The following is a 21,821-nucleotide window of genomic DNA, read 5'->3' on the forward strand; positions in this document are numbered from 1 at the left end:
TGACGATGCGCCCTTCTTTCTCGATCATTTTTTTCACCGTCCTGTCGGGAGCTGGCTACGGGCTGTGGATGCTGGTCGGCCTCACGTTCGCCTTGCAATGGCCGAATTGCGTGCCCGATGGCAATCTGTCGGGCGTCGATCGCGAAACCGTTCTTTGCATCGTCCCGGATGCGATCACTTATGCGTTCGGCGCGGGCTGGCTGCTGGTTGTCTCGGGTCTGGTTGCCTCCGTTGGACACCTGGGCAAACCGCTGCGTGCCTGGCGCGCATTTTCCCAGTGGCGAAGCTCCTGGCTGTCGCGTGAGGGCATTTCCGCTCTGCTCACCTTCCTTCCTGCCGTTGCCATGGTGCTCTACGCAATGCTGGTTTCCTTGCAGCTGAGCCAGGTTGATGTCGGCGATTCGTTCACTCCGTGGATTGACCGCAGAGTCATTCGTTTGCTCGGCGCGGTACTCGCTTTCGGCTCGCTGGCAACGGTCTATTGCACCGCTAACATCTACGCATCCCTGAAGCCGATTTCCGGCTGGAACAACCGTTTCGTCATGCCGATTTATCTTGTCCTGGCGATTCACGGTGGATTGCTTCTGCTGTGGCTGCTGAATACCTTGCCATCTGCATGGGTGACGATGGGAGAGCCTCTTGAGGCCCGCTGGAACCTCGTGATCGGCTTGGGTGTCCTGCTTTTTTCCGTGCTGGGCGCTGCGCTCAAGTTGATTTACTGGAAGCAGATCGATCGCAAGCAAACGACGACGACAGCCGACGCCATCGGTCTCGCTTCACTCGACAACGTGCGCTCATTCGAGCAGCCGCATACGGAAGAGAACTATCTGACCCACGAAATGGGCTTCCGCATTGCGCGCAAGCATTCGCGGAAGTTGCGCATGATCTGCCTGAGTGCGGGTTTCGCCGTTCCAGCGATTCTGGCAACCCTGAGCCTGGTGATACCGGGCCTGGGCGTGGCTGCTGCGTGGGTTTCCGTGTTCAGCGGCATGCTCGGCATTTTCATCGAGCGCTGGTTGTTCTTCGCCGAAGCCAAACATGCGGTGATGCTCTATTACGGCGCACGCGATGCATGATCTGACGAGGTAAAGATCTGTTTCGAAGCGCTGGCCGTTCACTTCGCATTCAATTCCGCTCGATAGCATCGCACCGCTTGCGCGTCCGTGCTCTTCCGGGCCGTGCATCCGTTTTCATCCGCTCCCCAAAAAAGGTAACTCCAATGAAAAACGCTCTCCTGGCGGGCGCTGTCCTGCTTGCTGTTCCGATGCTTGCATGCGCCCAGACCGACGACAACGAATGGTCAGGCAGCGGCGAAGCCGGTTTTGCGCTGACCAGCGGCAACACCAAATCGCAGAACCTGAATGCCAAATTCGCGCTGAAGAAGGAAGATGTGCAATGGAAGCACAAGTTTTTTCTCAATGCGCTGCGCAGCAAGGGTGAGTCGAACGGCGAGTACGACCTCACCGCCAATCGCTATGACATCGGAGCATCATCGGGCTACAAATTTGATGAGCGCAGCTATCTGGTCGGCGCAGCTCGTTATGAAAACGATGACTTCTCGACCTACAAGTATCAGTGGATTGTCTCGCTTGGCTACGGCTATACCTTCATCAAGAATGCGCAAACCGAGTTTTCGGCCGAAGTCGGCCCCGGCTACCGCCGCCAGGACAAGCGTGGTTACTCGGTGACCAGTGGCGAACCGCCGGTGACGACGTTCATCGACCCGGATGTCGAGGGCAGCGTCGTCGGTCGTGGTCTGATCAGCTTCAAGCACAAGTTCAACGATTCGACCTCGTTCGAAAACACCACCCTGATTGAAGCCGGTTCCGACAATACATTTGTGCAAAATGATGCCGGCCTTGCGGTCAGCATGAGCGAAAAACTCGCACTCAAACTCGGCTACCAGGTTCGCAACAACTCCAAGGTCAATCCCGGCACGAAAAAGACGGATCAACTGCTGACGACCAATCTTGTTTTCAAGTTCTGAACTTGATTGAAGCGATTGCGGAGAACAGGGGGCGAGTCCAGCAGGGCTTGCCCCTTGTCCGATGGAGGATTCACTGGTCGCGAAGTTTGCCCAGTATTTCGCCCGCACCACGCTCCAGCAACAAACCGGCGACCTGCTCACCGAGAGCGACACCCTGGTCACGACCGGAGATTTCCACCTGGGCGCGGATCAGTTGGCCATTTTCCGCATTGCCGACCAGGCCATATAGCGCGAGCCCGCTTTCGGTTTCGACGCAATAGCCGGCAATTGGCACGTTGCAACTGCCATGCAGGCGGCGATTCATCGCGCGCTCGCACTCGACACAACGTCGGGTGATCGCGTCATCGAGCACGCCAACCAGATTGGCGACGCGCTCGTCTCCGATTCGCTGCTCGATCGCGATTGCACCCTGGGCGACGGCCGGCAGCCAATCGGGCGCAACCAGACGCGAGCGGATACGTTCACCGAGACCGAGTCGCTCAATACCTGCACAGGCCAGGATGATCGCGTCGTAGTCGCCAACATCAAGTTTTGCCAGGCGCGTATTCACGTTGCCGCGAAGATCCCGCAACTCAAGATCGGGTCGCAGCGCACGCAACTGGGCTTGTCGGCGCAGCGACGAGGTACCCACGCGCGCACCCGCTGGCAGCTGATCGAGACGCATATACGTATTGCTGATGAAGGCATCCGCGGCATCGGCACGTTCCAGAACGGCACCGATCGAGAAGCCCGGCTCAAGGTCCATCGGCACGTCCTTGAGCGAGTGCACGGCGATGTCGGCGCGATCCTCAAGCATGGCGACTTCGAGTTCCTTGAGAAACAAACCCTTGCCGCCAATCTGGGCCAGCGGCCGATCCTGTACCTGGTCGCCACGCGTGGTCATCGGCACCAGTTCGATATCCAGCTGCGGATGCACAGCGCGCAGTCGCGTGGCGACATGTTCGGCCTGCCACAGGGCTAAAGCACTTTCACGGGTGGCGATGCGAATTCGATTCAAAGCGTACGTACCAGTTTGCGGAGGGCGGGCAGATTGCGGCGGCTGACTTCGAGTTCGGCGTCAACGTTGTCGAGTTTTGCCAGCACGCGACCGTCAGCGGCACGGGTCAGACCGGCCAGCTTGTTGAGTGCGACCAGACAGTTTCGATGAATGCGCACGAAGCGTTCACCGAACTCGACCTCCAGGGCCTTCAACGATTCCTCGATCAGCACTTCGCTACCAGCATGATGGACGACGACATACTTGTCCTCGGCGAGCAGATAATCGATATCGACGATCGGCACGAGCACGAGACTGCCACGAACTCGTGCGCACAGATGGCTGCGTTGACGCCGGGTCGAGTCGTCATTGTCCAGAGCATGAAGCACTTCGTGGTTGAATCGCCCGGCACGCTCCAGAGCCATGCGCAGGCGCTCGATACGAATCGGCTTGACCAGGTAGTCGACCGCATTGGCGTCAAAGGCGGCCAGCGCGTGCTCATCGTACGCCGTGCAGAAAACGATGGCGGGTGGATGCTCGAATGATCCCAGATGGCGGGCAGCCTCAAGTCCATCCATGCGCGGCATGCGGATATCCAGCAACAGCAGATCAGGGCGATGCGCCTCAACCGCTTCGATCGCTTCACGGCCATCGCGCGCTTCGGCGATAACCTCGACCGAGCCGATTTCGCCAAGCAGATCAATCAGGCGTTCGCGCGCCAACGCTTCGTCATCGACAACGATCGCCCTCATCGTCTGGTTGCCTCCGGAAGCCTGACGGTCACCGTGAACTCTCCGCGTGATGGCTGCACGATCAGCGCGGCCTTGTCACCAAAATGGTACTCGATGCGCGCACGCACATTATCGACCGCGTGGGCGTTGCGCGGATGTGCCACATCATCGGGGACCGGATTGCGCACGACAATTTCGATTGTGCCCTGCTGGCGGGTCGCATGCATGCTCAGGGTTCCGCCTTCGGGCATGCGCTGGATGCCGTGATAGACGGCGTTCTCGACCAGAGGCTGCAGCAGCAAGGGAGGCATCGGCATGTCGCGTGGCAGCGCACTGAGATCCATGTCCAGCTTCAGGCGATCAGCAAGGCGCAGGCTTTCAATGCGCAGATAGTGGCCAATCAGATCAAGCTCTTCACCCAGTGTACCGAGCATTTCGCGCGTGCCAAGCGCGGCGCGAAAAAGATCGGAAAGATCTTCGACCGCGCGCTCGGCATCGGCCGGACGCTTGCGGATGAGACTGGCGATCGTGTTCATGCTGTTGAACAGGAAGTGCGGCCGGATACGCGCCTGCAAGGCATCCACCTGTGCCTTGGCCGCAGCGTTGACGCGCTCCTGCCAGAGTTCGCGAACGTACAGATAGCGCAGCAGGGCGGCGGCGATCAGCGCGCAGATTGCCGCATTGCCGAGTGAGAAACGCCAGATTGCGCCAGCCGGTGCGGTCAACCCGAAACCCAGCGCATGATCCATCGAATAGACAACGGCGCTGCCCAATGCTGTCGTTGTCACCGCGAGCGCCCAGGCAATCACGAAACCAGGCCACGGCGAAAGCCGCTCAAGCAGTTCACGCGACGAACACAGCACGACCGCATTGAGCAAGGCCAGCCATTGCACAAAGACGCTGGCAATGGCGAGTTCGTTGATCCATGAACTCGCCACCCGAGCCGGAGCCATGGCGATGACCAGAGCAACAATCTCGGCAACCACCATCAGTGCAAACAGCGTTGGCAAACTGCAGAACTGCGGCAACCAGTGGTGTTTGTCAGATTGGCTCATGCCAACTCCGGCAAGGGAGGATCGAGCCCGGATTATTCATCAATTGCGCATGACTTCGCTTGTCCATTGAATCGACACGGCATTTCGTTCATTCGGCGATCGTGGTGAGGCGCTCACCGATCCAGCGGCGCAGGTCGGCGATCTCCTCGGCGCACACCTGATGCGCCATCGGATAGCTGTGCCATTCAACCGGGTAACCGAGACCGCGCAGAAAATCACGACTGAGCATTCCAAGTGCCTGAGGCACGACCGGATCCATGCTGCCATGGGCGATGAACAGCGGCACTTTGGCATTCGCCGCCGAGCGCTCTTCGGCAAGCTGCTTGTCGAGTGGAAGGTATCCGGACAGGGCGATGATTCCAGCCAGGGCTTCGGTGTGGCGAAGGCCGCCAGACAACACCATTGCCGCACCTTGCGAAAACCCGGCGAGGAAGATTCGAGAAGAGGCAATGCCGCGAGCGTTTTCGCGAGCAATCAATGCATCGAGATGAATCATCGAGGCACGAATGCCGGCTTCGTCCTGCTTGTTGGCGATCTCCATGCCGGAGATGTCGTACCAGGCGCGCATCGACATGCCGCCATTGATCGTGATCGGGCGCTTTGGTGCATGCGGAAAAATGAAGCGTATCGATGGCCAGTCCTTTGCCACCAGCTCAGGCACGATCGGGCCAAAATCATTGCCGTCAGCACCGAGGCCATGCAGCCAGATCACCGAGAATCGGGGATTGTCCGCGGTTTCAATCTGTACACAATCAAGCAGCATCGTTGTTCCTTGGTTGATCAGTGAACGGCAGGCTGCACGAATCTCTGCGCCGTGCCAAGGGCAGCCCTGGTCAAGGCCCGAGACTTTCGGCGCATGGCCTCGACCAGACGACCGGTTATCCTTGGTGGCTTGATCCCGCCTGGAGACTCCATCGATGTCCCGACTCGCTGTTGCCGCCTTGTGCGCCCTGCTGCCGCTTTTCGCCGCACCCGCGCACGCCATCACTCTTGATCAGGCCATGGCCAATCCGGACTGGATCGGGCCACCCGTAGAAGCTCCGTACTGGAGTGTCGATGGCAAATCGATCTACTACTCGCTGAAGCGCAAGGGCTCAAGCGTACGTGACTTGCACCGGATTGATCCGGCCAATGGCAACGACGTGATCATCGATCCTTCCTTGATGGCCAATGCCGATGGTGCGGACGCTGTTTTCACAGCCGATCGCCGACTGGCTGCCTTCATTCGCAACGGTGACGTCTTTGTGCGCAACGTTTCCAGCGGTGAGTTGCGCCAGATCACCCGATCCCCGGAAACGGAAACCTCCTTGCAGTTCTCGGCCGATGATCGCGCCGTGCAGTTTCGTGTCGGCAACGACTGGTTCATCAGCAGCCTCAGCGGCAACGTCATTGCTCCCGCTGCCGTGGTCCTGACCGAGAAGGATCCCGAGGACAAGAAGCCCGATGATCTCGGCGAAATGCAGCTGCGCCTGTTTTCGACCCTGCGCGACATCAAGGCCGATCGCGAAGCCAAGAAAGCCGACAAGGAAGCCTTCAGCAAGGGCGATCCGACACGCTCACCGCTGCCGTTCTATCTCGGCGACGAGGTCAAGATCGAAGGCACGTCGCTGTCACCGGATGCTCGCCATCTGCTGATCGTGACCCGTGACAAGGGTTACGACGAAGGCAAGATCGCCAAACTTCAGCACTACGTGACCGATTCCGGCTACGAGGAGCAGGAAGATGAGCGCGTTCGAGTTGGCCGCAATCCCTCGGCACCTCAAACCATTTGGCTGCTCGACCTCGTCGCGCATACCCAGCACAAGCTGTCGCTGGCCGATTTGCCCGGGATCGCCGACGACCCGCTGGCGAAAATCCGCGAGGAAAACCGCAAGGCCGGCCTGAGCCGGGACGATGCAAAAAAGGACGACAGCAAGGCGAAAGCGGACAAGCAGCGCGGCGTCACCGTGCCCGAGGCTATCTGGAGCCGCGAGGGCCGCCAGGTCGCGGTGCAATTGCGCGCAATCGACAACAAGGATCGCTGGATTGCCACGGTCGACTTCGCCAGCAACCGTCTGCTCAACCAGCATCGCCTGAATGACCCAGCCTGGATCAACTGGTCATTCAATGACTTCGGCTGGAGCAAGGACAACCGCAGCCTGTGGTATCTGTCCGAAGAATCCGGCTATTCGCAGCTTTACAGCAAGATTCCGGGAGGCAAGGCCAGGCAATTGACCTCGGGCAAGTTCGAGATCTCCTGGCCGCAGTTGTCCGCTGATGGCGCCTGGTTCTATGTCCGGGCCAATGTCGAAGCGCCCTACTCCTACGATGTCTATCGCGTCGCGACGACGGGCGGCAAGCTGCAACGGATCAGTTCGGTCAAGGGCATGGACGGTTTCACCCTTTCGCCGGATGGCAGCCAGATCGCCCTGCAGCAATCCTCCACCTATGTTCCACCCCAGCTCGGCGTGGTCGCGGCCGACGGCGGCACCTCGAAGCAATTGACCGATACCCGCAGCGCCGAGTACAAGGCCTTCACCTGGCCCAAGCTCGACATCGTCGAAGTACCGTCTTCACATGTGAAGGCACCAATCTATTCCAAGTTCTACCTGCCTGCCGATTTCGATCCGACGAAGAAATATCCGGCGGTTCTGTTCGTCCACGGTGCCGGCTACCTGCAGAACACCGAGTTGAGCTATCCGAACTACTTCCGCGAACAGTTGTTTCACAACCTGCTGACCTCGAAAGGCTATGTCGTGCTCGATATGGACTATCGCGCCTCGGCCGGCTACGGACGCGACTGGCGCACGGCGATCTACCGCAACATGGGTCATCCCGAACTTGAAGATCTGATCGATGGCGTCAACTGGCTGGTCGGCAATCATTCGGTAGACGCCAAACGCATTGGCGTCTACGGCGGCTCCTACGGTGGCTTCATGTCGCTGATGGCGATGTTCCGCGCGCCGGATGTGTTTGCCGCCGGTGCCGCGCTGCGACCGGTCACCGACTGGACTTCGTACAACCACGAATACACCTCGAACATCCTCAATACGCCACAGGTCGACCCGCTGGCCTATCGGCGCTCGTCACCGATCGAATTCGCCGACGGCCTCAAGGGCGGCCTGCTGATCGCCCACGGCATGATCGATGACAACGTGCTGTTCCAGGATTCGGTACGTCTGTATCAGCGCCTGATCGAACTGCGCAAGGACGATTTCGAGTTGTCCGGCTATCCACTGGAACGTCACGGCTTCGTCCATTCCGATTCCTGGTATGACGAATACCGACGCATCCTCAAGCTGTTCGAGACCCATCTCAAATAGTTCAAGGGCGACGCCCAACCGAGGTTGACTTCCGGACACAAAAAACCCCGCCGAAGCGGGGTTTTTCTTTAATCCAAAGTAGCTATCAATTCATGCGACGGCGACGCAGACCTGCGAAGCCGAACAGGGCAAGCAGGGCGCCAAGACCGATCATCGCGCTGGTGCCGAGCGATGGAAGCTCGATCGCTGGTGCAGCCGGTGCGCCGGCGGTACCTTCTTCAATCGCGACGCGGTCAATACCGATATAGTTCGAACTGGCTCCGGCAGGGCCCGCATTGTGCACGTAGTAGCGGAATGCCACGCGCCCGGTGCCACTGGTCGGCAAGCCATCAGTATTGGTGAGCGTGAACTGCGTCCAGGTGTCGGGGTAGCCACCAGCGACCTCGCCAGCATTGATGTCGGTCAAAAGCGTTGCAAAGTCGCCCGTTCCTTCACCGGCCGCGCCAAAATTCGCGCATGGCATTGCTGCGCAAACACGGACCTGCAAACGATCAGGAAATATGGAGCCGGTGGTCGTTCGTGTATAGAACGACACTGTCGCTCCTGTTCCGAAATTGATCGGTGGCGTTACCATCCAGTTGCTGATGATGCCTGAACCACCATCTCCACCGCCGTCAGTATTATTAAAATTTGCGCCAATATAAGCATCTGTCGCTCCGTCAAATGCCGTAAAGACGGTGTCATTGCCTTGAAACCAGTCGGTAGTTCCGACTCCATCACTGTTGTTGTTCAACGTCCACCCGGCACCCGCAAGCGTGGTGATGTCATCAAAACCTTGATCAACAACGATGGCCAATGGCGCCGGGTTGGCGTTTGGTACGGTGGTGTCTGGCGTTACCGCCCCTCGTGCGGAAAAATCGCCCGGTGCCGCAATCGCGCCTTGCGCAAGACAAAACGCAGCACTTGCAACTGCTAATGTAATTTTATTCATATTCATGTCACCCCAAATTCATTGATTTCACCTGGATTCAATCCCTGGTCGCTTGCAACTCCATAAATGCTTGACGCTACGTGGAAAATTGGAATCAGTGCGAGCCTGACAGCCCAACTTTAGAACGCAACTTGTGAAGCTAGCAGGTAGCTCGCAGTCAAACAACATCAATTTGACGGGCGGCGTGGCGGAAGCACCCGCAAAAAGGCCGATATGAGGCACCTTGCGGCCAGAATCGGCAACGAAACTGTGACCGTGTTCAGCATTGATTGCTGCAGCGCAAGAGAGAATGTTAAGCACTCGTTATTCCAGTTTCGTCGGAACTTTGTTAGTCTGCACATGAGGTTCACTGGATAACCTCATGATGGTGTTGATAAATGTCGCTCTCATTACTACTGACAACGCTGCTTTCCGTGACCGCTCTGGTCTCAGTTTGCGTGCGCCGTATTCCCGAAGGACAGGTCTATTCGTTGCGCCGTCTCGGCGGACACACCCGTTTCGTCGGCGCTGGCACGCATTTCATCCTGCCGCTGGTAGAGCGCATTTCGCACAAGATGAGCCTGACCGGCAGTCGTATCGATATCAATGCACCACTGTATTCGGGCGAGAACTGTCAAGCCTCGGTCTATTTCCAGGTCCTGGACCCGCAGCGCGCCGATCACGTCATCGAATCGGTCGAACCGCTACTGCGTGATCGAGCGACTCACCTGCTGGCCAGCGATTCCGCCCCGGTAGATCAGCTCGAATGTCGACTCTGGCTCAAGCAGGGTCTGAATTCCGAGGTCCGCGAGCGCGGCCTGTTGGTCACCCGCATCGATCTGCGCCGCGCCGCCTGATCGATCTGTCAGCTGGATTTTGCCTGGCTGCGCCGCGATACTGGCCCCCCTTTCGATTCCGAGCGACCCATGTCCGACCGCGAACCGCTGCGGCAGCGGCTGCGTGCGGGGCTGACGACGCTGAAGCTTGAGCTGGATGATTCGACCGTCGAGAAGCTTCTCGATTACGTTGATCTGTTGCTGCGCTGGAATGCCGCCTACAATCTGACAGCCGTGCGTGATGCGGGCGAAATGGTCACCCGGCATCTGCTCGATTCGCTGGTCGTGCTGCCTTTTGTCTCCGGCAGCACCCTGGCTGATGTTGGGACGGGCGCAGGCATTCCAGGCATCCCATTGGCATTGGCCAAACCCGGTCTCAGGGTTCATTTGGTCGACTCCAATGGCAAGAAGGCACGGTTTCTGCGCGAAGCAGTGCGCCAGCTGAAACTGGATGGCACCCAGGTCGAGGAATGCCGGGTCGAGGCGGTTACTGGCGAATTTGATTGCATCACCGCTCGTGCATTCGCGACACTGGCCGATATGCTGGCTTGGGGAGGTCATCTGCTTGCTGAGAAGGGTCGCTGGCTGGCACTCAAGGGGCGATTCCCGCAGGATGAGCTCGACAATCTGCCAGTCGGTTTCTCGATCGAGGCAGTGCATCGACTCGATGTGCCCGGCCTCGACGCCGAGCGCCATCTGGTCATCATCAAACGCAGTGCAGACGGATCGCCTGCCCGGAAGAACTCATGACACGCATCATCGCCGTCGCAAACCAGAAAGGCGGGGTTGGCAAGACAACCACCGCCGTAAACCTCGCCGCCGCACTCGCCGAGACACGCCGACGCGTGCTTCTGGTCGATCTCGACCCGCAAGGCAATGCAACGATGGCCGCCGGCGTCGACAAGCGTTCGGCCAAACCCAATGGCTGCGATGTACTGCTTGAGGAAGCCGCCATCGAGGATGCCATCGTCAAGACCGAGGGTGGATTCGATTTGTTGCCTGGCAGCGGCGACCTGACCGCCGCCGAGATCAAGCTGATGGACGCACTGGCCCGTGAACACCGGCTCAAGGAGCAACTCGACAAACTCGGTGATCACTACCACACGATTCTGATCGACTGCCCACCTTCCCTGCACCTGCTCACGTTGAACGCTCTGACTGCGGCGGACGGCGTGCTGATTCCGATGCAGTGTGAATATTTCGCGCTCGAAGGACTTTCGAGTCTGGTCGACACGATCAAGGCCGTGCGCAAGCGGCTCAATCCCGGACTCGAAATCGAAGGCCTGCTGCGCACCATGTACGACGTGCGCAACAATCTCAGCAACGATGTCTCGGCACAGTTGCACAAGCATTTCGGCGAAAAGCTGCTGCGCTCGATCATCCCGCGCAATATTCGCCTGGCCGAAGCACCAAGCCACGGCAAGCCGATCAATCTTTATGATCGCGAATCACGCGGAGCAATTGCCTATCTCGGCCTCGCCGGCGAGATGCTTCGTCGCGAGCGCGCCGCATCCACCACTGCAGCAACAGCCAGCTAGGACATACCGCCATGGCAGCAAAAAAACGCGGGCTTGGGCTCGGGCGCGGGCTAGATGCCCTGCTTGGCAACGACGACGATGCCGCCGAATCCGCATCAGTCACATCGAACAACGAAGGCGAGCTGCGTTCGCTGGCGATCAGCGCGATCAGCGCCGGCAAATACCAGCCACGCCGCCATTTCGATGAGGACCTGCTGCAGGAACTGGCCGAATCGATCAAGTCCCAGGGCGTGATCGAACCGGTCATCGTGCGCAGTGCGGGCAAGGGCCGTTTTGAACTAATCGCCGGCGAACGCCGCTGGCGCGCAAGCCAACTCGCAGGACTTTCCGAAATCCCCGCCCTGGTTCGCGATATCGATGATCGCGCCGCGATCGCGATCGCCCTGATCGAGAACATCCAGCGCGAAGACCTCTCGCCACTGGAAGAGGCGCAGTCACTGGCGCGCCTGATCGCCGAATTCAAACTGACCCATCAACAAGCTGCCGATGCCGTGGGCCGTTCGCGTGCCTCGGTATCGAATCTGCTGCGCCTGCTCGATCTGCCCGATGAAATTCGCGCAATGCTCGACAACGGCAAGCTCGAAATGGGCCACGCTCGCGCTCTGCTCACCCTGCCCGCAGCTCGTGCTGTCGCCCTCGCACGCAAGTCCATCGACAACGACTGGAACGTCCGCGAACTTGAGCAAGCGGTGCGCAACGCCACCGAGCTGCCCAAGGGCAAGGTAGCCAAGCCGAAGCGCGATGCCGATATCGAATCTCTGGAAAACGAGCTCGGCGAGAAGCTCGGCGCGCGCGTCGCCATCAACCATGGTCGCGGCGGCGGCGGCAAGCTGGTCATCAGCTATCACAGTCTTGATGAGCTGGACGGCATCCTCGGTCGCATTCGCTGAGATTTGGGCTGAACGAAGAGATCGGCGATAATTGTCGGCTTGATCGACAATCGTGTTGGCTGTCGATCGTCTCCTCACAGGATCCGGGCCATGACCCAGCTTTCCGTCGTCGTGCCGGTCTTCAATGAGCGCGACAATGTTCTGCCATTGATCAACGAGATCACCACGGCGCTGCGTGGCGTCATTGATTTCGAGATCGTCTATGTCGACGACGCCAGCAAAGACGACACTCTCGCCGTGCTCAGCACAGCCAAGGCCGACAATCCGGAACTGCGCGTGATTCGCCATCTTTCGCAGAGCGGTCAGAGTACCGCCGTGCGCAACGGCATCAAGGCCGCCCGCGGTGCGTGGATCGCGACCCTCGATGGCGATGGCCAGAATGATCCGGCTGATATTCCCAAGCTGCTCGCCATGCGTGACGAATCGCCCGCACAGATCAAATTGTTCGCTGGCTGGCGCGTCAATCGCAAGGATACCGGCAGCAAGCGCATCGCCTCGAAGCTGGCCAACGCGATCCGCAGTCGATTGCTGCGCGATGCCACGCCGGATACCGGTTGCGGCATCAAGCTGTTCGAGCGCGAGGTCTTTCTCGATCTGCCCTACTTCGACCATATGCACCGCTATCTGCCGGCCTTGATGCAGCGTGCCGGCTGGCAAGTCAAGAGCGTACCGGTCAACCATCGCGCTCGTGGCACCGGAATTTCCAAGTACAACAACCTCAATCGCGCCCTAGTGGGTATATCCGATTTGCGCGGCGTGGCCTGGCTGATCCGCCGCTCGAAGCGCACGGCGACTGAGGAAATCTGAGCTTTCCAGCTTGCGGATGCAGCCGGAATAGGCTATAAAGCGCGGCTAGCTTTGGCCCGTTCTCCGGTTTTCCCGGATGCATGGAGCCCGGTACACGACCCCTCTGTCGCATGGCCAAAGCAACCCCAGCATCGTGTGGCGCATCGACGTCGCTGGGCCGAATCCGTCCTGGCCAAGGGCGGTAACCGACAATGACGAGGTTCGCATGTCCAACGTATGCCAAGTCACCGGAAAAAGTTTCCAATCCGGTAATAATGTTTCACACGCCAACAACAAATCGCGCCGCCGCTGGCTGCCGAATCTTCACGAACGCCGTTTCTGGGTCGCCGGTGAAAACCGCTGGATCAAGCTCAAGGTCTCCAACCATGGCCTGCGCACGATCGACAAGAAAGGTATCGAAGTAGTCATTGCCGAGCTGCGTGCGCGCGGCGCGAAGATCTGAGGAGTATTGAATCATGGCATCCAAGCGCGACAAGATCCGCCTCGTGTCCTCCGCCGGCACCGGTCATTTCTACACCACCGACAAGAACAAGAAGAACACGCCCGAGAAGATGGAGATCAAGAAATACGATCCCGTCATCCGCAAGCATGTGGCCTACAAGGAAGCCAAGATCAAGTGAAGCATCGGCCCGCGCGCACAGCGCGCGGCTTCGCCAATGCTTCACCCCGGTGCAGGCCGGACTCTTGATCTTGCTTTGCTTCAACAAATAGCCCGCCACCCGGCGGGTTTTTTGTTGGTTGAAAATCGCTATTCGCCCTCCTACCTCTCGTCGAGCCTGTCCTGAGCTTGCCGAAGGGCAGGGGCGACGGAGGAGTGGGAGGCGAGGGAAAAATGGCAGGGATGCCGTGCGTCAAGGGAAAGTGCCAAAAACTACCATGAAACCGATTGCCCCTTGCCCTTCTCCTCAATAGAAACAACAATCCCTGCGGCATGAATCAAACTCCCCCTGTACTTTCCCTCAGCAACGTATCCCGACAATTGTCCGGACGCGCGATCATCAGCGATCTCGATCTCAGCCTTGATCGTGGCGAAGTTCTCGGTCTGCTTGGCATCAACGGTGCCGGCAAGTCGACCACGTTGCGCATGATCTCGGGCATGCTTGCGCCGAGTTCGGGCAGCGTGAAGCTGGCGGGCCTCGACCTCTACGAGCACCCTGAGCGCGCCCGACGCGATATTGGCTATTTGCCCGAGGAGCCGCCGCTTTATGGCGAACTCAACGTCGAGGAATACCTGCGTTTCTGCGCGCGCTTGCATGGTATTCCTCGCACGGCAATCAACGCCGCCGTCGAGACGGCAATCGAGCGCTGCGAGCTCGGCGAGATGCGTCGTCGCTTGACCAGCTTGTTGTCTAAAGGCTTCCGTCAACGCGTCGGGCTGGCTCAGGCCATCGTCCACGAACCGGCCCTGATCGTGCTGGATGAACCGGCCTCGGGCCTCGATCCGATTCAGGCCCTGCGCTTGCGCGAATTGATCCGCGCCCTCGCCGACGATCATGCGGTGGTGCTCTCGACCCACGTACTGTCGGATGTGCTGGCCTGCTGCGATCGGGTCGCGATCCTGCATCAGGGACGCCTGCGCCATTCAGCAGTGATGTCCGAACTCGACGCAAGCAGCGCGCTGCATGTGCACATCGAGCGCGATGTCGACAAGGAGGCATGGATGCGCATGCCAATGGTCGCCAGCGCTCAGGTCATCGACACGCGACGCTGGCGTATCGAGCTTTCCCGGGATGCCAGCGCCGGCGATCTGGCCAGGGCGATCAACGAAGCGGGCTTCGGCCTGCTCGAACTGCGCGCGGACAACAACGCGCTGCAGGACATTTTCGTTCAGATCGCTGGCGAGACCGCGACCGTCAAGGCCGCCGCATGAGCGCGATCCGTCTGCTCGCCGGCAACGACATCAAGCGCCAGTTCGCGCAGCCGTTCGCGTGGATATTGCTGGGCCTGATCTGTGCCCTGCTCGCCTGGCAATTCCTGATCGCGCTGGATGCCTATTTGCGTATTGCGCCGAAGCTCGGCGCGGTGGCCAATTCGCAAGGCGCAACCGACTTGATCGCGATTCCGCTGCTGCGCAGCCTCTCGGGCTTGCTCATTCTGATTGTGCCGCTGGCGACCATGCAAAGCCTGGCCGGCGAACGACGCGCGCACACCTTGCCGCTGCTGCTGGCGGCTGGCATTGGCAATCTGCGCATCGTGCTTGGCAAGTTTCTCGGCGCATTCATGCTCGTTGCCCTGATCGTACTGCTCGCCGTGTGCATGCCCTTGATGCTCGAATTCGGCACCACGCTCGACCTCGGCCGCCTTGTCGCGACAACGCTGGGATTGCTGCTGTTTGGCGCCAGCCTGACCGCGATCGGCATTGCCTGCTCGGCGTGGACGGCGCATCCCGCGCTGGCCGCCGCAGCCGCATTGATCATTGGCAGCTTGCTGGTGATGCTCGACATGGGTGCACGCTTCCAGGGCATCGACAACGCGTTGATCAACTGGTTGTCGATGTCGACTCATCTGGAACCGTTCTTCTTCGGCCTGGTTTCCAGTGTCGATATCGTCTATTTCCTGCTCGTCACGTTGCTCGCGCTGCTGCTTGCCGCACGTCGCCTCGACAGCCTGCGCACGCGAGGCTGATCGATGAACGAACGCCTGACCAATATTCTTCACCTCATTTTGCTGATCGCGGCCGCGCTGCTGATCGGTTTCCTGAGCACGCGTTACGGTTTCGTCCGCGATTTCAGCAGCAGCCGGCATGCCAGTCTGAGCGAGCCGTCGACGAAGTTGCTTGAATCGATGCAGGGGCCGATCGAGATCGTTTCCTACGCGCGACCCCAGGGCAATCTGCGCGAGACGATTGAGAAATTCATCGCCCGCTACGAGCGCGTCAAATCCGATCTGACCCTCCGATTCATCGACCCCGATGCCGATCCCGAAGCGATGCGCGAGGCCGGTGTGCAGATCGATGGCGAGCTCGAGCTGCGCTACAACGGTCGCAGTGAACGCCTCAAGAGCTTGAGTGAAACGGATGTCAGCAGTGCCCTGCTGCGCCTTTCGCGGGCACGCGAACGCGTGGTCGCCTTTCTCGAAGGCGAAGGTGAGCGCAAACACGATGGCGTGGCCAATGCCGATCTCGGCCAGTTCGGCGCAACCCTGAAGCAACGTGGCATCCACAGTGTCAACCTCGCCCTCGCAACAATCGGCAAGGTCCCCGACAACGTCGACCTGTTGGTCATCGCCAACCCGCGCGTGGCCCTGTCCGGACCCTCCGCAATGGCCGTCGTTGACTACCTAGAACGTGGCGGAAATTTGCTTTGGCTGATCGAGCCGGATGAGGACAACGGTCTCGACGCACTCAGCGAGGCCTTGTCGATCCGTGTGTTGCCGGGGGTTATCGTCGATGGCGCGGGCCAGGCGTACGGCATCGAGGATCCAAGCTTCGTCGCGGTCAATCGCTACCCGAGTCACGCAATCGACAAGGATTTCGATCTCGGCACGCTGTTTCCGCAACCCGTCGCGCTGGCCCAACTCGCGCCACCCAAATGGGATTTCAAATCCATCCTGCAAAGCTCGGCGCAATCCTGGAATGAGACTGGTCACATACCCAAACCGGGTGAGCCGGCTGGCGACGTGCGCTACGACGGCACCGATGGTGAAATTTCAGGCCCGCTCGATTTTGGATTCGCGCTGACCCGTTTGTCGCCGCGTCCCGGTGAACGCGAGCAGCGCGTCGTCGTCATCGGTGATGGCGATTTCCTCTCCAACAGCTATCTCGGCAACGGCGGCAATCGCGAATTCGGCACCCGCGTATTCGACTGGCTGCTGGCCGATGACGCCTTGATCGATGTTCCCGAAGCCAGCGCCAAAGACCGCACGATTGCGCTTTCCGATACTGCCCTGGCCATTATCAGTTTCGGCTTTCTGCTCGGTTTGCCGATCCTGCTGATCGGCAGCGGACTGTGGATCTGGCGTCGGCGTCGGCGGCGCTGATGAAACGCGCGACGCGTACCAACCTGATCCTGATCGGCGTGGTCGTCGCGCTTGGTCTCGCCGCGTATTGGCAGGTCAGTCGCGAAATGGCCCGCTTCGAGCCACCGCTCAGCACACTTGATCCTGCGAGCATCCAGCAGGTACGCGTCGCTTGCCTGCAATGTACGCCGCGCCGTTTTGAACGAGCCGACGGACACTGGATGATGCGTGAACCTTACGATCTGCCCGCCGACGATGCGCAGATTGCACGACTGCTTTCGATTGCCGCTTCTCCGGTGCGCAGTCGACGCCCGCTGGCGAGCCTGGATGCGAAGAAGATCGGACTCGATCCAGCCTTGATGAGCCTCGAACTTGATTCCACGCACTTCGATTTCGGCACGACCGATACCTTCAATGGTGACCGTTATGTGCGTATTGGCGACAGCATTGCGATGGCGCCGGATCGGTTCAGTCCATTCCTCCTCGCCGCACCGGCCAGCGAGCTTGATCGGCACCTGGTTCCGCGTGGATCGACGCTGAGCGGAATGAGCATTGATCAGGTCGATCGCCCGGATCTGGTTGCCGCCTGGAGTGATGCGCTGGCCAGCCGGATAACCGCTCGCAACGATCCGGCTACCTCCGCCAATGGCGTAAAAATCACTTTGAAGCTCAGCGATGGCTCGACGATCAGCTATCGTCTCGTTCGTGATGGCGATACCTTTATTGCCGACCGCAATGAACCCGCGTTGCGCTATGGCTTGACGCCCGAACAGGCCACAACATTGCTGGGCGACGCCGAAGCCGGCGCACATTAAGGCAACGCCGTGCCCGAACTGCCCGAAGTTGAAACAACGCGCCGCGGAATCGAACCTTATTTGCTCGAGCAGCGAATTTCACGACTCGTCATTCGCCAGCCGCAATTGCGCTGGCCGATCCCGCAAACGCTGATTGCCGCCCTGCCCGGCAAGCGCATCGAATCGATCGAGCGTCGGGCCAAGTACCTGCTCGTCAATACGCCGGTTGGCAGCGCGCTCCTGCACCTGGGCATGTCAGGCAGCCTGCGCGTGCTTGATCCGCAAACGCCGCCGGGCAAGCACGATCACTACGACTGGTTGCTCGATTCGGGGCGCATGTTGCGCTTCACCGATCCACGCCGCTTCGGCAGCCTGCTCTGGCAACCGCTGGGCAGCACCCACGATCTGCTCGCGCGCCTGGGACCCGAACCGCTCGGTGAGCGCTTTGATGGCGACTATCTGTGGCGGCTTTCACGCGGGCGCTCGGCCTCGGTCAAGACTTTCATCATGGATCAGGCCATTGTCGTCGGCGTCGGCAACATCTACGCCGCCGAAGCGCTATTCGCGGCCGGCATCCATCCACGGCGCAAGGCCGGATCGGTGTCACGAAATCGCTATGCAAACCTCGCCGAGGCAATCAAGCGGATCCTCAGCTACGCGATCGAACGCGGCGGCACGACCCTGCGCGACTTCATCTCACCGGACGGCGTTCCCGGCTATTTCGAGCAGGAATTGTTTGTCTATGGCCGCGCAGGCGAGCCGTGTCGCAACTGCGGAGCACCCGTGCGGTCGATCACGCTGGGGCAGCGTTCGACGTTTTATTGCCCTCGGTGTCAGAGGTGAAGGGGAGTGGGGAGTGGGGAGTGGGGAGTGGGGAGTGGGGAGTGGGAAATAGGAAAAGCCGCTCGCGGTATGCGATATCGTCGCAATTGATTCCATCTTCGGCGAGATCTTGAAAATGCGCTGGTGGGTCGAATGAGGTTGAACTCGTCACGCATTGCTTTCCTATTTCCCACTCCCCACTCCCCACTCCCCACTCCCATTCAAAGCGGTAAGACGGATTGCTGCAACTCGATGCGGCCTTCGCCGGCGACGATTTTCTTGAACTCGGCGCGACTGACCGAGACGTAGCGTTCATTGCCGCCGATCTCGACCTGCGGGCCGTCGGTCAGCGCGCGGCCGTGTTCGTCGACGCGCACGACCATCGTTGCCTTGCGCCCGGTGTGGCAGATTGTCTTGATCTCGTCGAGCTTGTCGGCCCAGGCCAGCAGGTACTGGCTGCCCTCGAACAGTTCGCCGCGGAAATCCGTGCGCAGACCATAAGCCAGAACCGGAATACCACGCTTGTCGGCGACATCGGTCAATTGCCAGACCTGGGCCTTGCTCAGGAACTGTGCTTCGTCGACCAAGACGCAATCAAGCTTGCCGTTGGCGGCGATATCGGCATCGATCAAGGCGAGCAGATCGTCATCACGATCAAAACGCAGGCCGGCGGCCTTGAGCCCGATACGCGAAGCAACCACGCCCTCACCGGCGCGATTGTCCAGCTTTGGCGTCATGATCCGCGTGCGCATGCCGCGCTCATGATAGTTGTACGCGCTCTGCAGCAGCGTCGTCGTCTTGCCGGCATTCATGGCTGAGTAGTAGAAATAGAGTTTGGACATTTACGAGCGGGAGTGGGGAGTGGGGAGTGGGGAGTGGGGATTTGGCAAGTCAAGAGCCCTTAAGGCAACGCTGATCAAGTGGCGCAATCGTCACGACACCTGTCTGCGTGCAGACAGGTGTCGCCTAACCGATTGATTTTATTGAAACAGGTGGCATCCAGAAGGTCCGCCAGTCGTGCTGCGCGGCTCGTCAAGGCAACCAGCCTTCACTTCGCCACGCAGCACGACTGGCGAACCTTCTGAAGGCCATGACGGTTGTGCCACTTGATCAGCGTTGCCTTAATTGTGCCCGTGTGCGGCGATTGCGTCATGTAATGGGTGGCTGGACCGGTCGTCTATGCGAAAATCCCGCGCTGTTGCCTGCCTACTCCCTACTCCCCACTCCCGCTCCAACCATGCTCAACCCCTACCAACGTGCCGCCATTGATTACTGCGATGGCCCGCTGCTCGTGCTTGCAGGCGCGGGTTCGGGCAAGACGCGGGTGATCACGGAGAAAATCGCCCATCTGGTCAAACGCAAGAACCTGTCGGCATCGAAAATTGCCGCGATTACGTTTACCAACAAGGCCGCACGCGAGATGCGCGAGCGTGTCGGCAAGCTGATCCAGGGTCCGGCGGCGGAGGGATTGACCGTTTGCACGTTTCACGCGCTTGGCCTCAAGTTCTTGCAGATCGAGCATGCGCGGGCCAATCTGCGTCGCGGATTCTCCGTGCTTGACGCCGATGACAGTCAGGGCTTGATCAAGGATCTTGCGCCGAATGGCATCAAGAAGGATGCGTTGTGGGCGCTGCAGTCGCTGGTCTCGCGGGCCAAGAACGAGGGCCTCACGCCCGAACAGGCCGAGGCCAATGCGGGTGGAGTGCGTGAACGCGAGGCGGCGGACATTTATGCGGCTTACCAGAAGCGACTTGCGGCCTTCAATGCCGTGGATTTCGATGACCTGATCCGTCTGCCGCTGCAGATTCTCGAAAGCGATGATGAGGCGCGGGCCGCCTGGCAAGAGCGCATCCGCTACCTGCTGCTGGATGAGTACCAGGATACGAACACCGCGCAATATCGGCTGGTCAAGGCGCTGGCGGGCGAGCGCGGCATGTTTACGGCCGTTGGTGACGATGACCAGAGCATTTACGCCTGGCGTGGTGCGAACCCGGAAAACCTCGGCGAGCTGTCGCGCGACTATCCGAAGCTCAAGGTGATCAAGCTTGAGCAGAACTACCGTTGCGGGCGACGCATCCTGCGCGTGGCCAATGCGCTGATCGCGAACAATGATCATCTGTTCGAGAAGAAGCTCTGGAGCGAAGGCGCTGAAGGGCCGCCGATCCGCGTGCTCGAATGCCGCGACGATGAGCACGAGGCCGAGCGTGTCGCCGCCGAAATCGCGCATCTGGTCGAGAAGCACAAGACGCGCTGGAACGAGTTCGCGATCCTGTATCGCGGCAATCACCAATCGCGTGCGCTGGAAAAAGCCTTGCGCATCGCCCGTGTGCCCTATCACCTGAGTGGCGGCACCGCCTTTCTGGAACGCGCCGAGGTCAAGGATCTGCTTGCCTATCTGCGCCTGATCAACAACCCGGATGACGACGCGGCATTTCTGCGCATCGTCAATATTCCACGCCGCGACATCGGTGCGACCTCACTGGAAAAACTCGGCCAAGCCGCCGGTGTCCGTCACATCTCGATGTTCAAGGCAGCGCAGAACGACACCGTGCTGGCCGGGCTGGCAGCACGTCCGGCCTCGGCGCTGGTTGGATTCGTCAGCCTGATGCGCGATCTCGCGCGTCTTGCAGAACGCAGCGCCGCTGCGGATCTGGTCGATCAACTGATCGAGCGCGTCGGCTATGCCGAGCACATCGGCGCACAGATCAAGGAGCCGGGCTTGCGTGCGCGTCGACTCGAGAATCTCAAGGAACTCAGCGAGTGGTTCCGTGCCATGCAGAAGGAAGGCGCTGCCGGCGATCTCGCCGCCCAGCTCGCCCTGCTTACGCATGGTGATCGAGACGATCCGGGCAATGCCGTGCGCCTGATGACCTTGCATTCGGCCAAGGGACTGGAATTTCGCTTTGTCTTTATCGTCGGTGTCGAGGAAGGCTCGTTTCCGCACGAGGCCAGCATTGACGAGGGCCGCCTCGATGAAGAACGCCGCCTGATGTATGTCGGCATCACCCGCGCCAAGGAACATCTCAGCTTGAGTTTCACCCGGCGCAAGCGTCGCTTCGGCGAGATCATTGCCAACGATCCGAGTCGTTTTCTTGGCGAATTGCCTGCCTCCGACCTGCACTGGTCCGGTCGCGATAGCGAACAGGACGAGGTGCAGCGCAAGGAAGTGGCCAACTCAAGCATCGCCAAACTGGCGGCCTTGTTTGACGACTGATC

22 protein-coding genes are annotated in these 21,821 nt (G+C 59.8%); 16 read left to right on the plus strand and 6 right to left on the minus strand.

Annotated elements, in window-relative coordinates; translation table 11 throughout:
* The first annotated feature begins 5 nt into the window (after positions 1-5).
* A complete protein-coding gene (locus VFN25_RS15965; protein WP_325143681.1) occupies positions 6-1,076 on the plus strand; it encodes a dimethyl sulfoxide reductase anchor subunit family protein in 1,071 nt (356 codons plus the stop codon).
* Between the two features lie 143 nt (positions 1,077-1,219).
* Positions 1,220-1,987 carry a DUF481 domain-containing protein gene (locus tag VFN25_RS15970; RefSeq protein ID WP_325143682.1) on the plus strand — a complete coding sequence of 256 codons (768 nt, stop codon included), beginning with the start codon at positions 1,220-1,222 and terminating at the stop codon, positions 1,985-1,987.
* 70 nt (positions 1,988-2,057) lie between these two features.
* On the opposite strand, the gene hemC is transcribed toward VFN25_RS15970, so the two are convergent.
* From hemC to VFN25_RS15990, 4 genes are all read right to left on the minus strand, one after another.
* Positions 2,058-2,984: a hydroxymethylbilane synthase gene (gene hemC, locus VFN25_RS15975; RefSeq protein WP_325143683.1), complete on the minus strand. Its 927-nt coding sequence runs from the start codon at positions 2,982-2,984 to the stop codon at positions 2,058-2,060.
* Entirely contained in the window at positions 2,981-3,715 is a 735-nt protein-coding gene (locus VFN25_RS15980) for a LytTR family DNA-binding domain-containing protein (protein WP_325143685.1), read from the minus strand. Before VFN25_RS15980 ends, hemC begins: the two co-directional genes overlap by 4 nt.
* Positions 3,712-4,749 carry a sensor histidine kinase gene (locus VFN25_RS15985; RefSeq protein WP_325143687.1) on the minus strand — a complete coding sequence of 346 codons (1,038 nt, stop codon included), beginning with the start codon at positions 4,747-4,749 and terminating at the stop codon, positions 3,712-3,714. Before VFN25_RS15985 ends, VFN25_RS15980 begins: the two co-directional genes overlap by 4 nt.
* 88 nt (positions 4,750-4,837) lie before the next feature.
* On the minus strand, positions 4,838-5,512 hold the full coding sequence (locus VFN25_RS15990) for an alpha/beta hydrolase (protein ID WP_325143689.1): 675 nt from the start codon (positions 5,510-5,512) through the stop codon (positions 4,838-4,840).
* A gap of 154 nt (positions 5,513-5,666) precedes the next feature.
* Between VFN25_RS15990 and VFN25_RS15995 the strand changes: the two genes are divergently transcribed.
* Positions 5,667-8,051 (plus strand): S9 family peptidase, encoded by a 2,385-nt coding sequence (locus VFN25_RS15995; protein ID WP_325143692.1) that lies wholly within the window; start codon positions 5,667-5,669, stop codon positions 8,049-8,051.
* Between the two features lie 85 nt (positions 8,052-8,136).
* Here the strand turns inward: VFN25_RS15995 and VFN25_RS16000 are convergent, their stop codons facing one another.
* Positions 8,137-8,988 (minus strand): choice-of-anchor J domain-containing protein, encoded by an 852-nt coding sequence (locus tag VFN25_RS16000; RefSeq protein WP_325143694.1) that lies wholly within the window; start codon positions 8,986-8,988, stop codon positions 8,137-8,139.
* A 371-nt stretch (positions 8,989-9,359) separates the two neighbouring features.
* On the opposite strand from VFN25_RS16000, the gene VFN25_RS16005 reads away from it, so the two are divergent.
* The 12 genes from VFN25_RS16005 to mutM all read left to right on the plus strand — a co-directional run bounded on the left by VFN25_RS16005 (position 9,360) and on the right by mutM (position 18,626).
* Positions 9,360-9,818, plus strand: a complete 459-nt coding sequence (locus VFN25_RS16005; protein ID WP_325143697.1) for a hypothetical protein — start codon at positions 9,360-9,362, stop codon at positions 9,816-9,818.
* Between the two features lie 69 nt (positions 9,819-9,887).
* Positions 9,888-10,547 (plus strand): 16S rRNA (guanine(527)-N(7))-methyltransferase RsmG, encoded by a 660-nt coding sequence (gene rsmG, locus VFN25_RS16010; protein WP_325143698.1) that lies wholly within the window; start codon positions 9,888-9,890, stop codon positions 10,545-10,547.
* Entirely contained in the window at positions 10,544-11,335 is a 792-nt protein-coding gene (locus VFN25_RS16015; RefSeq protein WP_325143700.1) for an AAA family ATPase, read from the plus strand. Before rsmG ends, VFN25_RS16015 begins: the two co-directional genes overlap by 4 nt.
* 11 nt (positions 11,336-11,346) lie before the next feature.
* Positions 11,347-12,225 (plus strand): ParB/RepB/Spo0J family partition protein, encoded by an 879-nt coding sequence (locus VFN25_RS16020; RefSeq protein WP_325143702.1) that lies wholly within the window; start codon positions 11,347-11,349, stop codon positions 12,223-12,225.
* Between the two features lie 90 nt (positions 12,226-12,315).
* A complete protein-coding gene (locus VFN25_RS16025) occupies positions 12,316-13,032 on the plus strand; it encodes a glycosyltransferase family 2 protein (protein WP_325143704.1) in 717 nt (238 codons plus the stop codon).
* Positions 13,033-13,237: 205 nt separating this feature from the next.
* The gene (rpmB, locus tag VFN25_RS16030; protein ID WP_325143706.1) at positions 13,238-13,474 is read left to right on the plus strand and encodes a 50S ribosomal protein L28; all 237 of its coding nucleotides are present in this window, start codon (positions 13,238-13,240) and stop codon (positions 13,472-13,474) included.
* Positions 13,475-13,487: 13 nt separating this feature from the next.
* Entirely contained in the window at positions 13,488-13,652 is a 165-nt protein-coding gene (rpmG, locus tag VFN25_RS16035; RefSeq protein ID WP_325143708.1) for a 50S ribosomal protein L33, read from the plus strand.
* 311 nt (positions 13,653-13,963) lie between these two features.
* Positions 13,964-14,902, plus strand: coding sequence for an ABC transporter ATP-binding protein (locus tag VFN25_RS16040; RefSeq protein ID WP_325143711.1), 939 nt, complete (start codon positions 13,964-13,966; stop codon positions 14,900-14,902).
* On the plus strand, positions 14,899-15,657 hold the full coding sequence (locus tag VFN25_RS16045) for an ABC transporter permease (protein WP_325143713.1): 759 nt from the start codon (positions 14,899-14,901) through the stop codon (positions 15,655-15,657). Before VFN25_RS16040 ends, VFN25_RS16045 begins: the two co-directional genes overlap by 4 nt.
* 3 nt (positions 15,658-15,660) lie before the next feature.
* Positions 15,661-17,010: a GldG family protein gene (locus VFN25_RS16050; RefSeq protein ID WP_325143715.1), complete on the plus strand. Its 1,350-nt coding sequence runs from the start codon at positions 15,661-15,663 to the stop codon at positions 17,008-17,010.
* The gene (locus VFN25_RS16055) at positions 17,010-17,804 is read left to right on the plus strand and encodes a DUF4340 domain-containing protein (RefSeq protein ID WP_325143717.1); all 795 of its coding nucleotides are present in this window, start codon (positions 17,010-17,012) and stop codon (positions 17,802-17,804) included. Before VFN25_RS16050 ends, VFN25_RS16055 begins: the two co-directional genes overlap by 1 nt.
* A gap of 9 nt (positions 17,805-17,813) precedes the next feature.
* Complete coding sequence (mutM, locus tag VFN25_RS16060; protein WP_325143719.1) at positions 17,814-18,626, plus strand: bifunctional DNA-formamidopyrimidine glycosylase/DNA-(apurinic or apyrimidinic site) lyase; 813 nt, start codon at positions 17,814-17,816, stop codon at positions 18,624-18,626.
* A 200-nt stretch (positions 18,627-18,826) separates the two neighbouring features.
* Here mutM and VFN25_RS16065 read toward each other — a convergent pair whose 3' ends face one another.
* Positions 18,827-19,447 (minus strand): thymidine kinase, encoded by a 621-nt coding sequence (locus VFN25_RS16065; RefSeq protein WP_325143721.1) that lies wholly within the window; start codon positions 19,445-19,447, stop codon positions 18,827-18,829.
* Between the two features lie 395 nt (positions 19,448-19,842).
* Here VFN25_RS16065 and VFN25_RS16070 point away from each other — a divergent pair, with 395 nt between their 5' ends.
* On the plus strand, positions 19,843-21,819 hold the full coding sequence (locus VFN25_RS16070; RefSeq protein ID WP_325143723.1) for a UvrD-helicase domain-containing protein: 1,977 nt from the start codon (positions 19,843-19,845) through the stop codon (positions 21,817-21,819).
* Positions 21,820-21,821: the final 2 nt, after the last annotated feature.

The sequence above is a fragment of the Dokdonella sp. genome (genome assembly GCF_035703485.1).
In the GTDB taxonomy this organism is placed as follows: domain Bacteria; phylum Pseudomonadota; class Gammaproteobacteria; order Xanthomonadales; family Rhodanobacteraceae; genus Dokdonella.

Coding starts and splice junctions, on each gene's coding strand:
- VFN25_RS15965 (WP_325143681.1), top strand. CDS start 6: ATGCGCCCTTCTTTCTCGATCATTTTTTTCACCGTCCTGTCGGGAGCT.
- VFN25_RS15970 (WP_325143682.1), top strand. CDS start 1,220: ATGAAAAACGCTCTCCTGGCGGGCGCTGTCCTGCTTGCTGTTCCGATG.
- VFN25_RS15980 (WP_325143685.1), bottom strand. CDS start 3,715: ATGAGGGCGATCGTTGTCGATGACGAAGCGTTGGCGCGCGAACGCCTG.
- VFN25_RS15985 (WP_325143687.1), bottom strand. CDS start 4,749: ATGAGCCAATCTGACAAACACCACTGGTTGCCGCAGTTCTGCAGTTTG.
- VFN25_RS15990 (WP_325143689.1), bottom strand. CDS start 5,512: ATGCTGCTTGATTGTGTACAGATTGAAACCGCGGACAATCCCCGATTC.
- VFN25_RS15995 (WP_325143692.1), top strand. CDS start 5,667: ATGTCCCGACTCGCTGTTGCCGCCTTGTGCGCCCTGCTGCCGCTTTTC.
- VFN25_RS16000 (WP_325143694.1), bottom strand. CDS start 8,988: ATGAATATGAATAAAATTACATTAGCAGTTGCAAGTGCTGCGTTTTGT.
- VFN25_RS16005 (WP_325143697.1), top strand. CDS start 9,360: ATGTCGCTCTCATTACTACTGACAACGCTGCTTTCCGTGACCGCTCTG.
- rsmG (WP_325143698.1), top strand. CDS start 9,888: ATGTCCGACCGCGAACCGCTGCGGCAGCGGCTGCGTGCGGGGCTGACG.
- VFN25_RS16015 (WP_325143700.1), top strand. CDS start 10,544: ATGACACGCATCATCGCCGTCGCAAACCAGAAAGGCGGGGTTGGCAAG.
- VFN25_RS16020 (WP_325143702.1), top strand. CDS start 11,347: ATGGCAGCAAAAAAACGCGGGCTTGGGCTCGGGCGCGGGCTAGATGCC.
- VFN25_RS16025 (WP_325143704.1), top strand. CDS start 12,316: ATGACCCAGCTTTCCGTCGTCGTGCCGGTCTTCAATGAGCGCGACAAT.
- rpmB (WP_325143706.1), top strand. CDS start 13,238: ATGTCCAACGTATGCCAAGTCACCGGAAAAAGTTTCCAATCCGGTAAT.
- rpmG (WP_325143708.1), top strand. CDS start 13,488: ATGGCATCCAAGCGCGACAAGATCCGCCTCGTGTCCTCCGCCGGCACC.
- VFN25_RS16040 (WP_325143711.1), top strand. CDS start 13,964: ATGAATCAAACTCCCCCTGTACTTTCCCTCAGCAACGTATCCCGACAA.
- VFN25_RS16045 (WP_325143713.1), top strand. CDS start 14,899: ATGAGCGCGATCCGTCTGCTCGCCGGCAACGACATCAAGCGCCAGTTC.
- VFN25_RS16050 (WP_325143715.1), top strand. CDS start 15,661: ATGAACGAACGCCTGACCAATATTCTTCACCTCATTTTGCTGATCGCG.
- VFN25_RS16055 (WP_325143717.1), top strand. CDS start 17,010: ATGAAACGCGCGACGCGTACCAACCTGATCCTGATCGGCGTGGTCGTC.
- VFN25_RS16065 (WP_325143721.1), bottom strand. CDS start 19,447: ATGTCCAAACTCTATTTCTACTACTCAGCCATGAATGCCGGCAAGACG.
- VFN25_RS16070 (WP_325143723.1), top strand. CDS start 19,843: ATGCTCAACCCCTACCAACGTGCCGCCATTGATTACTGCGATGGCCCG.